Raw genomic sequence first — 12,868 nt, 5'->3', positions numbered from 1 at the left:
AGACAGTCAGGAATAAAACTTATATCATGTCCGGTTGAATAATTAGATTTTGGTAGAAGGAAAGTAGAAGTTTTTTTCCCATCGCTGCCTTATTTTATACAAGCTCCGATACTACCGGACATGATATCATCATATAGACATCTCCGGAAAAGAGGCAGTAGGCAGTAGAAGAAAAGAATTGATAATTTCTGTGCGATAATTGATTTTATTTTTTATTGTCGGAGATGTCTGATAAAAAAAAATAATATTATGTCCGGATAATTAGGGATAAAAAACCTTCTCCCTTTGAACTTTTATTTTCCTTTCCTGTGGAATGCTGCACAAACAGCATAGCTACCTTCCTTTCTCCAAAGTGTAAGCATTCAAACATACATGATACAGTGTTTTCCGTTGTTATGAGGTACACCCATTGCGGGTAAGATACCCGCACTACAATATTTTTAATATTCATCTTGTACATCATTTGCCCGAAATATGCTGTATAAGCTGTCAGACCCTACGGGAAGCTGCGCTAACAAACGCTTAGTAGAGGCTTTAAAAGTGACAGGTTTTCAGTCTAAAATTCTCAAAAAGTTAGCATTTTGGGTAGACAAGCACAGAAAAATCAAGGGGCAAAATATCCGACTATCTCCTCTATCATTCCCATTTTTCCTGACTCCTCCCCTCACTCATAAGACTTTTCAGCAAGCCCTATTTAAACTATTCTTATACCAGACATAAAAAAGAATGCTACAAAAGGGTGCGTCTGGATCGGATATCCTCAAAAAGAGCTTTTCAAATTCATTTTAGACAGCTATATCTAATTTTTCTTTTTTATTTTCAATATACATCTCCAACAAAGAGAGAGTAGGGACGTTGCATGCAACATTCCTAGGTCGTAGGGGGAAATACTAGGTCGTAGGGGGAAATAATTGATAAATAAGAGTGCTATAATTGATTTGATTTTTTATTATTGGAAATGTGTAATGTTTATTCCAATTCAGAAATATTCAAACACATAAGTTCTACATTCTTTTTTCCCTTGTCCACCTTCTCTTCAAAATATAGTTACAATCATTAAAAAATCTACCCTTGTGAGTTACTCTCTAAAACAAACGAATTTTGTACATTACTAAGGGATAATAATTGTTATATATATTTTTTAAAAGTATTAATGTTTAACATAAAACGATATAACTACTGATGTATAAAATAGTATCTATGGTGTAATAAAGACAAAAATTTACGCATATTTCATTACTAATTTCTTATTTCTTAATTTTCTCCACCTGAGTTTCTTTCTTGACGATTAGCAAGTTGATGAAATAAAATTAAGAAAAGTTAATATTTGTACTTTTTAGGTACTATACTACTATAAATAATTCACTATTTTTTTTCTCCCCTACCTTTCAATCCTCTTGCTGAACAATCCCCAAAAAATAAAAACTATGTTAACTCTCCCTGGTTATTCAAACTTACAAACTTTATACGAAGGCAGTAATAGTATAATATATAGAGCGTTATGCCAGTCAGATTATACTCTAGTTGTCCTCAAAACACAAATTTCTGAATACCCTGCCCCAGAAGAAATTGCGCGCATTAGACATGAATACAATATCCTCAAAAACCTCCACCTTGAAGGAATTGTTAAATCCATAGACATGATCCACCAGGAATATCGCCTTATACTCATCCTTGAATATTTCAATTCCCTATCTCTCAAACAATATATAACAGACTCATCGATCGCAATTTCCCAATTTCTCAACATAGCTATCCAACTCAGTGAAACTCTAGATAAAATACATCAACAACAAATAATCCACAAAGATATTAAACCACACAACATTCTGATCGAACCCACCACACAAAAAACAAAAATCATCGACTTCAGCATCGCTACCCGTCTAGAAACAGAAACTCAGGCCATCATCAACCCAAATTATATAGAAGGCACTCTAGGCTATATATCTCCAGAACAAACTGGACGCATGAACCGCTGCATAGACTATCGCACTGACTTCTACTCCTTGGGTGTTACCTTCTATCAAATTCTTACTCAACAGCTTCCCTTCCATAGCAACGATCCAATGGAAGTCATCCATTCCCACATAGCTAAAATCCCTATCCCTCCACACCAAATTAACCCAGAAATTCCCATTGCTATATCCTTAATAGTGATGAAATTGCTATCAAAAAATGCTGAAGACCGCTATCAAAGCGCTCTTGGATTAAAAGCAGACCTTGAATATTGCTTGAGTAAACTACAAAGCATTAACAGAATTCAAGTCTTTACTCCAGGGAAAAAAGACAAAAAAGGTCAATTTAGCATACCCCAGAAGCTCTATGGTAGGGACACAGAGGTTAAGCTCCTCTTAGAAGCTTTTGATCGTGTAAGTAATACGGATGATGACAAAATCAGTCAATGCAATAAAGAGGTCATTCTAGTTACAGGTTACTCCGGTATCGGTAAAACCAAAGTTGTTAACGAAGTACATAAACCTATAGTTAAAGCCAGAGGTTATTTCGTTAGTGGCAAATTCGATCAATTAAAACGGGATATTCCTTATGCTGCTATCAGCCAAGCTTTTCAACAGCTAATTCGCCAGTTACTTACAGAAACTACACTGAAAATTACTGAATGGAAGCAGAAACTATTAACCGCATTAGGAGAAAATAGTCAAATCATCATTGATATCATCCCAGAATTAGAATTAATCATCGGTAAACAAGAAAAAGCAGCTCAGTTAGGAGCAACTGAATCACAAAACCGTTTCAATCAAGTATTCGGAAAATTTGTCCGTGTCTTTGCTCAAACAGAGCATCCATTAGTTTTATTTCTTGATGACTTGCAGTGGGCAGATCTAGCATCATTAAAGCTGATAGAACAATTAATGACAGATAGCGAAACCCAAAACATATTATTGATCGGAGCTTATCGAGACAATGAAGTTAATTCAGTACATCCAACTATTCAAACCATCGAAAAAATCCAAAAAACCAGCACAACAGTTAATCAAATTATATTAGAACCTCTAAAAATAAATCATATTAGACAATTAATAGCAGAAACATTATCAGAAGAAGCTACTACCACTAATGATCGAGTCACTCAATTATCAGACCTACTATATAGTAAAACCCAAGGTAATCCTTTTTTCTTAACTCAACTCTTCAAAACATTGTATACAGACAAATTAATAACATTTGATTTTACTGTTGGATGTTGGATGTGGGATATTGAGCAGATTCAAAGTTTTGGCATAGCAGATTTAGGAGTAGTAGAATTAGTTGCAAGGAATATTGAAAAACTATCAACAACTACCCAAAAAGTTTTAAAATTAGCAGCTTGTATTGGTAATAGATTTAGCTTAGATGTATTAGCAGTAGTTAACGAAAAATCTGCGACTCAGACAGCAAAAGATTTATGGAGTGCTTTACAAAACGGTTTAATATTACCGCTCACTCAGGATTATAAAATTCCCTTATTATTTTCAGAAAACGACAATGGCGAAGAATCATTATTTAATGAATCTAGGGTAAGTTATCGTTTTTTGCATGACAGAGTGCAGCAAGCAGCATATTCACTGATACCAGAAGAAAATCGACAAAAAATTCATCTGAAAATTGGTAAATTGTTGTGGAAAAGTCTGCCATATGAGCAAATAGAAGAGAACATCTTTGATCTTGTAAATCAGTTGAATATAGGGCGTGATTTAATCACAGAAAAAGAGTTAAAAGAAGGGCTGCTAAAATTAAATTTATGGGCAGGGACAAAAGCCAAAGGAGCTACAGCTTATAAGGCTGCAGACAAATATTTAAGTGTAGGGTTAGAGTTGTTACCCACAAATAGTTGGGAGAGTCATTATGAATTGACAAAAGAACTCTATGTAGAAACATTAGAAGTTGAGTATCTCAATACTAATTTTGAGCGGGCGCAACAATTGTCAGAATTTATATTAGCCAGAACAAAAAATTTACTTGAACAAGTAAAAGTTTATGAATTGTTAATAGAGTTTAAGACTTCTCAGAATCTTGGAGAACAAGCACTTGATACTTCTTTAGCAGTATTGAAAAAAAATAAGATTAGCTTCCCCAAAAAAATTGGTAAGTTAAAAATCATCAAAGAATATTTATACGTCAAATTTAGTTTGAGTCGTTATTCGATAAATGATCTGGCTAATTTGCCAGAAATGAATGACCCCTACAAGCTGGTCGCGATCAAAATAATCATTGCTACTATTCCTGTTGCTTTTGGTGTCAATCCCAACCTGTTTCCATTACTAATATTTAAAATGGTTAATCTGTGTTTGAAACATGGAAATTCACCTTTATCTGCTTATGTATTTGGAAGTTATAGCATTATTTTATGTTCGGCCATAGGAGATTTTGAGACCGGATACAATATGGGAGTTTTATCTATAGAATTATTAAATAAATATAATGCTAAAGAATTTAAAGCCAAAATTTATTTGATGTTTAATCTTTTTGTAAAAATCTGGAAAAAACATCTAAAAGAAACAGAATCAGAGTTAGTAGAATCATTTAAATATGGATGGTCAAATGGAGATACTCAGTATGCTTGTGAATGTGTTATTACTTATTGTGCAAATATTTTATTCCGGGGTAAAAATTTGGAAGAAGTAGCGAAAATTCAAAAAGATTATTTAACTATAATTATCAGCAGTCAAAAAAAATACTACATCAATTTTGCTAGTGCATGGAATGATTGTGTTAAATATCTTTTGAGTGATTTAAGTGAGCGGGAATTAGATATTTGTGCCAAACTTGATGAAGATTATACTGATAGTTTTATCCAGGCTAATAATCAGGCAGGTATCTTAGAAATCAGTCTGATAAAATTGATGATTTTTTATGTTTTTCAAGATACTTTACAAGCAGTAAAAGTTGCTGAATTTGGAAAAAAATATCAAGATAGTTTGAAAGGTACAATGTACTTTGCTCAATACAACTTCTACTACTCCCTTGCACTCCTCGCCAATTATCTCAAAACCTCCCCAAAAGAACAAAAACAATACCTCAAGCAAGTCAAGTCCAACCAAAAACAAATGAAAACTTGGGCAAAGCACGCCCCCATGAACTTCCAACACAAATACGACCTAGTAGAAGCAGAAACAGCCAGAGCTTTAGGTGAAAATGAAATAGCAGCAACCTACTACGAAAAAGCAATTTCTGGAGCCTCAGAAAACGGTTACATCCATGAAGAAGCGATCGCCAACGAACGAGCAGCAGAATTTTATCTGTCTCTTGGCAGAGAAAAAGTAGCCAAAGCCTACATGACAGATGCTTATTACTGCTATATTAGTTGGGGCGCTACTGGCAAAATCAAAGATCTAGAAAAACGCTACTCAAATCTAATTATTCGCACCCAAATACCAGAAATAACAAAACTTGATGTCACAAAAACTATATCTTCAATCACCAGCAAAACTAGCAAAAACCTCGACTTTTATACTATTATTAAAGCTTCCCAAACTATATCAGAAGAAATTGAACTAAATAGCTTGCTTGATAAATTGATGCACATCCTCATGGAAAATGCTGGAGCAAACAAAGGAACTTTAGTTTTAAACAACTCTGGTACTTGGGAAATTCCTATTCAATGCCTGAGCGACGACTATGACTCATGCATAACACATTTCGACGATCCAGATAAAAGTTTACCTCATACTGTTATCAACACTGTCAAACAGACTCAAGAAACTGTACTCATTAATCAGCTTGAAACAGAAACTACCTTCGCTGGAGATCCATACTTGATCGAACACCAACCCAAAAGTCTCTTGTGTACTCCGATCGTCAAGCAAGGAAAATTTATTGGTCTCCTCCTCCTAGAAAACAGCCTTGCTATAGGAGCATTTACTCCAGACCGCATAAAAGTCCTCCATCTACTTATGACCCAAGCTGCGATCTCCATCGAAAACGCCAAACTTTACCAGAATCTAGAAAAATACAACTACAATTTGGAAGCCCAAGTCAAACACAGAACTCAAGCACTTCAGGAGAAAAACCAAGACTTACAGCAAACCCTGCTAAAATTGCAACAAACTCAAACTCAATTGATCCAAACGGAAAAAATGTCTGCTTTGGGACAAATGGTGGGAGGAATTGCCCACGAAATTAATAACCCAATTACATTTATCTCCAGTAATATCACTCATGCTCGCGAATATTTCCACGACTTACTTGAGCTACTCGATCTTTATAAACAAAATTCTTCCGGTTATAATTCATCCATAGAAGAGAAATTAGAGGATATAGATCTAGAATTTGTGTGTGATGATTTAGAAAAATTGTTCCATTCCATGGAAACAGGGAGCAATCGTATTAGCAAAATTATTCTTGGTTTGCGGAACTTCTCTCGCCTTGATGAATCGAACATTAAGGAGGTAGATATCCACGAAGGATTAAATAATACCTTAATGATTTTGCAACATCGGCTCAAAGCTAATTGCTCTCACCCAGAAATTGCTATAGTTCTTGACTATGGAAAATTACCCTCAGTAAACTGCTGGGCTAGTCAACTAAATCAAGTATTCTTGCAGATTCTCAGCAACGCGATCGATGCTTTAATAAGTTCGGATATTGGAAGCTTCCCCGAAATTCGTATTACCACAGAACTGCAAGATGCTCAAACTGTAAGAATTCGCATTGCTGACAATGGGATGGGAATGAGCGACATTGTTTGCCAACGAATATTTGACCCCTTCTTCACCACTAAACCGATCGGCCAAGGAACAGGACTGGGATTGTTTATTAGTTACCAAATCGTTACTCAGCAACATGGAGGACAGTTGAAGTGTATTTCTCAACCGGGACAAGGCACGGAATTTATTATAGAAATTCCTGTTGATGGATGATGTGAGATTTACATCATTGGCAATAGCATTTCTCCTTTCTTCTCTCCTGACTCCTGACTCCTGACTCCTCCATCATTTATTTATAAGTATTCAACCGAACATGATATTATTGAGCAGTGTATCCTCCATCAATTATCAGATTATGCCCTGTAACGAAGGAAGTGCGTTCAGAGCATAACCAAATTACTGCTTCAGCAACTTCCGTCGGTTTCCCGATTCGCCCCAAGGGGTGTAACCCGTTGATAAAAGTAAGTTGGTCTGGAGTAAAATTGTTCTCCAAAGCTAGAGTTTTTACAGCCCCCGGACTAATTGTATTAATTCGGATATTAGATTTAGCATATTCAATTGCTGCTGCTCTAGTTAAACCAATAATTCCGGCTTTAGCTGCGGAATATACAGACATACCGGGCATGATAGTCACAACACCACCAATAGATGACATATTAACAATTGCACCACTTCCTTGTTCGAGCATTATCGGAAGTTCATATTTGAGAGAAAGCCACATTCCTTTTAAATTTGCGTTGATTATATAATCCCAATCATCCTCTGTATGCTCAGTTAGCGGACGGTTTAAACCATTACCCACATTGTTAAAAGCGCAGTCGAGCCTACCGTAAGATTCAACTGTTTTATTAATTAGTGTTTCCACTTCACTAGCTACAGACACATCAGTTTTGACAAAAATGGCATCACCACCTCTGGCGCAAATTTCTTGTACTGCTTTTTCTCCTTCAGTAACTCTTCTGCCAGCGATGACAACCTTGGCTCCAGACTGGGCAAAAGCAAGAGATGTTGCTTTTCCTATGCCTGATGTACCACCTGTAATCAATGCAACTTTGCCATCAAATTCTTTTGAGAATGACATCTTTAAAATATTCCTTTTATTTCAATAAATCTAGAAATCTATTAACCTGAATAAAATCCAGTTAGTTTAATTAGGTGCAACCAAACTGTTATTCTACTTAACTGTAAGCTTTTGTTGTCGTAATCCAACCTATAAAAACTAATTTATAGAGCAGTGTACCCTCCGTCAATTATTAAATTCTCTCCTGTAATGAAGGAAGCACGATCTGAACAAAGCCACACTACAGTTTCCCCAACCTCTTCAGAAGTACCAATGCGACCTATAGGATGAGGATGCTCTTCTAAAAACTGATTGAGTTGTTCGGTAGGAAATTTATTTAATATTGGAGTTTGAATAAAGCTAGGGCTAACAACATTGATACGGATGCCTAACTTTGCGTACTCAATTGCTGTAGCTTTGGCCATAGCTATCACCCCACCCTTGCTTGCTGAGTAAATAGAAAGGTTGGGTATACCAATTACACCTGCAATAGAAGAGTTGTTTACAATTGCACCGTTACTCTGTTTAAGCATTTGTGCAATCTCATATTTCATAGAAAGCCATGTTCCCTTGAGATTAATATTGATAATACAATCCCAATCTTCTTCAGAAGAATCAGTAATTGGATGTATTTGTGAAATGCCAGCATTGTTGAATGCACAATCTAAACGACCATAAATATCTACAGTCTTGTTAACTAATGCCTCTACTTCATTAGCCTTAGACACATCAGTCTTCACAAAAATAGCATCACTACCTCTAGCACAAATTTCGTGTGCTGCTTGCTCTCCTTCTTCAACACCTCTACTGGCAATGACAACTTTGGCTCCAGCTTGAGCAAAAGCAAGAGCTGCTGCCTTACCTATACCTGATGAACCTCCCGTAACTAAAGCAACTTTTCCATCAAATTCTTTTGAGAATGACATATTTAATACTCCTGTTATTTATATAAAACCCATTTAAATTTTATTTTCTCTTTTTCCTGTTCCTAGTTTCCTTTCACAAAGATTGGGTTATATAGTTTAAATTCTGAACAACTTAATTTTATTTATTGCAACAACTTTCATCATCTACACAATGGTCAAAGAAAAAGAAGAAGAACTTATTTATTGAGCTTGATATCCTCCGTCAATTATTAAATTCTGTCCAGTAATGAAAGATGATCGACCTAAAGATAAAAATAAAACTGCTCCACTTACTTCATCAGAATCAGCAAAACGCCCCATTGGAGGAAGAGAAAGACCTTCTAAAAATTGATCGACTCGCTCTACAGGAACCTTATCAAATATAGGTGTTTCAATAAACCCAGGACTAATGACATTGATACGGATGCCTGATTGAGCATACTCAATAGCTGTAGCTTTACTCATAGCTATAACTCCTCCTTTGCTTGCTGTATAAACAGAAATATTTGCCATGCCAACCACACCTGCAAGAGAAGAGTTGTTGACAATCGCACCGCTACCCTGTTTAAGCATTTGTTTTATTTGATATTTCATGCAAAGCCAAACTCCTTTAAGATTAATGTTTATCACATAATCCCAGTCATCTTCTGAGTAATCGATTAATGGACGTAGCACTCCAACACCAGCATTGTTGAATGCACAATCTAAACGACCATAAATATCTACAGCCTTGTTCACTAATGTCTCTACTTCCTTAGCCTGAGACACATCAGTTTTCACAAAAATGGCATCACCACCTCTAGCACAAATTTCATGTGCTGCTTGCTCTCCTTCCTCAACACCTCTACTGGCAATGACTACCTTGGCTCCAGCTTGAGCAAAAGCAAGAGCTGCTGCCTTACCTATACCGGATGAACCTCCTGTAACTAAAGCAACTTTTCCATCAAATTCTTTTGAAAATGACATCTTTAATACTCCTTTGATTTTTGTTGATAAAACCGATCTGGGAATGTTGAAAATAATAGGTTAAATGCTCTCAGAGAGTGAAGTAATTCACAGGGTGATAATTTAACAAAAACTTCACTCTCAAAAGAAATTAAACTCCTACTTTTGTAGTGAGTTTCATCAAACTTTCTGGTGCTGTAGGAACAGGCCCTAAAGCTACATCACCCCAACGCATAATATGAGCAGCAGCAGCCCCTGAAAAACCATGAGCATAGGTCATCACTAAATCACCTTTTTTAATTTTCTTCTGTTCGGCTGTATGATATAAAGCAGCCATCACTGAAGTAACAGAAATATTTCCATACTGAGGAAAGATATCAATAGTTTTGTCTTTAGGAATATTCAATTCTGAAGCACAAAAGTCAATGTACCCGGCAGTAGGTGGATAAAGTACAAAGAAATCTACATCTTCCACTTTGATTCCTGATTCAGCTAATACTTTTGTAGAGCATTCTTGGAAATATTTAATAAATAAAGAAGTGGCATATTTGACAGTCTCTTTATTGATGGCAATTAATAACTTTATTTCTCCTTTTTCATCTACAGTAAATTTGGGATAAACTACATCACAAGATTCATGAGTATTAGTTGAATAAGAATGAAGTAATCCTTCTCCTGTTTGAACTTTTTCCACAATAAAAGCAGCAGCTCCATCTCCAAGAGTAAAAGAAAATGGATTTGTATACTCTATATGCTTAGAATAATCACATGATACAGACACTAAAATTCGGTCTATTTTCTGGCTTTGTATAACAGAAACAGCATTTTCTAATGCTAACAAAGCACCTCCACAGGTAGCATTCAAATTCCAAGCTGTACCTCGAAAACCTAATTTTAGTGCAATTAAAGTGGCATTGCCAATGGCTAGTCTTTCTGGAAACATTGCACAAGATATTAATAAATCAACTTCGTTAATATCTAGTTTTGCCGCTTGCAAAACCTTTTCTATTGCTCCACATTCAAGAGTCATAGAATTTTCATCTCCAGTTAAAACTCTTCTTTCTAAAGTCCCTCGAAAAATATCTTCTCGATAAGGTTTAGTCGCTTGCACCCAGTTCTTATTTTGTTGTGAGTCGTTGTCAAACAGTCGTACAGTTTGATTTTTTTGTTCAAGTTTAACTAATAAATCTGGATGGTTATTTTTCCAGTAATCATTTGTTAACACCTTCTCTGGAAAATTAACTGCAAGTGCTCGGATACCAACAGATTGATTCATTGTTATTTATTCTTATTTAGGGTTTGCTTATGGAAGTCTTTTTGTGGAGGTAGGGAGTAGGGAATAGCAATATGTAGGTTGGGTTAAGCGGAGCGCAACCCAACAAAAGCTTGAGCTTTCTTCTGCTTCACTAAGTTTGCTGCAAAACACGCTTGAGAACTTTCCCCGTAGCATTTTTGGGAATAGAATCAACAAAGCGAAATGTATGAGGCACTTTATAATTTGCTATTCTCTGAGAACAAAAACTTTTTATATCCTCAGCAACAACAAGTTTGCTAGGTTTGAGAACGATATTAGCATAAACAACCTCTCCTTTCAGGCGATCGCTCACACCATATACCGCTGCCTCAAGCACAGCAGGATGTTCCAAAATTACTTTTTCCACTTCGGAAGGATATACTTTGAACCCAGAAACATTAATCATATCCTTCAAGCGATCGACAATATAGAAATAGTTATCTTCATCCATCCTGCCTAGATCGCCTGTATGAAACCAGCCATTACGCAAGACTTTCTGTGTTTCTGTTGTACGATTCCAATATCCTAGCATGACATTCGGGCCGCGTATTAACAGCTCTCCAACTTCCCCACATTCAAGCTCTTTGCCAGCTTCATTCACAACTTTCATTTCTACGTTTTCAATTGGCATTCCAATAGAACCCAATTTATATCTCAAATCATGGTTGTAACAAGCAAAAGGTGAAGTTTCTGTTAATCCATAACCCTCATATATCAGTTTACCACAAAATTCTTGCCACTGACACACAAGATCTACAGATATTTTAGCAGCAGCACTAAAATAATAGCGTACCGAATCAAAAGATGACTGCGACACACCAGTCTCCAGCAAGCGTAAAAACACTGTCGGCACTCCAAAAAACATGGTCACGCCATGATCTTGAACAGCTCTCAGTACATCTTCTGGCTTAAACCGTCGCTGCAAAATAATTGTTGCGCCAGCATTTAACCCACCATTGAGAATAAAATTCTGACCAAAACAGTGGAAAAGAGGTAAAAAAAGCAACAACTTATCATCAGAGTCGATTTGACAACAATGCTTAACTGAGTGCATATTAGAACAGATATTCCCATGAGACAGGGTTGCCCCTTTAGGAAAACCAGTGGTACCAGAAGTGTAAACAATAGCAGCAGGGGCAGTAGGTTCCATGGAAACAGTCTTGAAATCAGAACTCTCTTTTTCCATCGGAGTAGACAAGTTGATATCTGTATCTGTTTCACCCTCAGCAATTAAAACATTCTTCAGAAAAGCTAGATCCCGATCTGATATTTGCTCCCTCAAAGATGATGTTGTCACAACTGCGACTGCTTCACTATCATTTAGGATGAAGCTAACTTCATCACTTTTCAGCATTGAATTAACAGAAACAACCACAGCACCAAGTTTGAGAATTGCCAAATAAGCAATGACAAATTCAGGAATATTGGGCAAAAACAAAGCTACGCGATCGCCAATTTTTACTCCCAAATACTGCAAACCGTTTGTTACACGATTTGCTAACTCATTTAGTTTCCCATAAGTAAAAGCTTTTTCTTCAAAAATCAAAGCTGTTTTGTGAGGGAAAAATTGAGAGCCTCTTTCAATATGTTGTGTAATATTCATCGTTATTTTTTACCCCAAATATTTATTTTCCCATTGTGTAGAAAGTAGTTTTATACACTGGAGTAATGTATCAAAGACTAATCTAACTATTTGATGAAAATCGTAAGTTTTAATTGCAAAATCAGTAGTCTCTTTAGGAATAGAATCAGCAGGAGCTACGATTTTACATATTTGTTGCCAATCACTAGCATTGAGTTGAAAAATTTTTAGACAATGGTCGATTGTTTCTACCCAAAACTGTAGTTGTTTGAATAATTTAGTTTTCTGAAAAAAACACAACGATCTACAACAAACTTCTGGAAAAAAAGTTTGAGCTTTCATCAAAATCTCCTTATTTTTCTGGCTTAAATAATCAAAACAATAAAAAGTAATTATTATTGATTAGTTACTATTTATTTTTGAAGTAGCACTCAT

The 12,868-nt window shown here is 35.9% G+C and carries 7 protein-coding genes; 1 reads left to right on the top strand and 6 read right to left on the bottom strand.

Annotated features, from left to right (window positions below; all coding sequences use genetic code 11):
* Positions 1–1,427 precede the first annotated feature (1,427 nt).
* A complete protein-coding gene (locus AC3DU7_RS10895) occupies positions 1,428–6,860 on the top strand; it encodes an ATP-binding sensor histidine kinase (RefSeq protein ID WP_488039373.1) in 5,433 nt (1,810 codons plus the stop codon).
* A 106-nt stretch (positions 6,861–6,966) separates the two neighbouring features.
* Here the strand turns inward: AC3DU7_RS10895 and AC3DU7_RS10890 are convergent, their stop codons facing one another.
* From AC3DU7_RS10890 to AC3DU7_RS10865, 6 genes are all read right to left on the bottom strand, one after another.
* Positions 6,967–7,728: an SDR family oxidoreductase gene (locus tag AC3DU7_RS10890; RefSeq protein WP_488039372.1), complete on the bottom strand. Its 762-nt coding sequence runs from the start codon at positions 7,726–7,728 to the stop codon at positions 6,967–6,969.
* Positions 7,729–7,871: 143 nt separating this feature from the next.
* On the bottom strand, positions 7,872–8,633 hold the full coding sequence (locus tag AC3DU7_RS10885; protein WP_488039371.1) for an SDR family oxidoreductase: 762 nt from the start codon (positions 8,631–8,633) through the stop codon (positions 7,872–7,874).
* 180 nt (positions 8,634–8,813) lie between these two features.
* Entirely contained in the window at positions 8,814–9,578 is a 765-nt protein-coding gene (locus tag AC3DU7_RS10880) for a glucose 1-dehydrogenase (RefSeq protein WP_488039370.1), read from the bottom strand.
* A 130-nt stretch (positions 9,579–9,708) separates the two neighbouring features.
* The gene (locus tag AC3DU7_RS10875; protein WP_488039369.1) at positions 9,709–10,833 is read right to left on the bottom strand and encodes a 3-oxoacyl-ACP synthase III family protein; all 1,125 of its coding nucleotides are present in this window, start codon (positions 10,831–10,833) and stop codon (positions 9,709–9,711) included.
* 130 nt (positions 10,834–10,963) lie between these two features.
* Positions 10,964–12,454 (bottom strand): class I adenylate-forming enzyme family protein, encoded by a 1,491-nt coding sequence (locus AC3DU7_RS10870; protein WP_488039368.1) that lies wholly within the window; start codon positions 12,452–12,454, stop codon positions 10,964–10,966.
* A 9-nt stretch (positions 12,455–12,463) separates the two neighbouring features.
* Complete coding sequence (locus AC3DU7_RS10865; RefSeq protein WP_488039367.1) at positions 12,464–12,775, bottom strand: hypothetical protein; 312 nt, start codon at positions 12,773–12,775, stop codon at positions 12,464–12,466.
* Positions 12,776–12,868: the final 93 nt, after the last annotated feature.

The sequence above is a fragment of the Okeania sp. genome, assembly GCF_983059655.1.
Note: the sequence above shows the minus strand (reverse complement) of the source record. Positions and strands in the feature narration are given on the sequence as shown.

Bases quoted from the DNA above. Each gene is read 5' to 3' on its own strand.
- AC3DU7_RS10895 (WP_488039373.1), top strand. From the start codon at position 1,428: ATGTTAACTCTCCCTGGTTATTCAAACTTACAAACTTTATACGAAGGC.
- AC3DU7_RS10890 (WP_488039372.1), bottom strand. From the start codon at position 7,728: ATGTCATTCTCAAAAGAATTTGATGGCAAAGTTGCATTGATTACAGGT.
- AC3DU7_RS10885 (WP_488039371.1), bottom strand. From the start codon at position 8,633: ATGTCATTCTCAAAAGAATTTGATGGAAAAGTTGCTTTAGTTACGGGA.
- AC3DU7_RS10880 (WP_488039370.1), bottom strand. From the start codon at position 9,578: ATGTCATTTTCAAAAGAATTTGATGGAAAAGTTGCTTTAGTTACAGGA.
- AC3DU7_RS10875 (WP_488039369.1), bottom strand. From the start codon at position 10,833: ATGAATCAATCTGTTGGTATCCGAGCACTTGCAGTTAATTTTCCAGAG.
- AC3DU7_RS10870 (WP_488039368.1), bottom strand. From the start codon at position 12,454: ATGAATATTACACAACATATTGAAAGAGGCTCTCAATTTTTCCCTCAC.
- AC3DU7_RS10865 (WP_488039367.1), bottom strand. From the start codon at position 12,775: ATGAAAGCTCAAACTTTTTTTCCAGAAGTTTGTTGTAGATCGTTGTGT.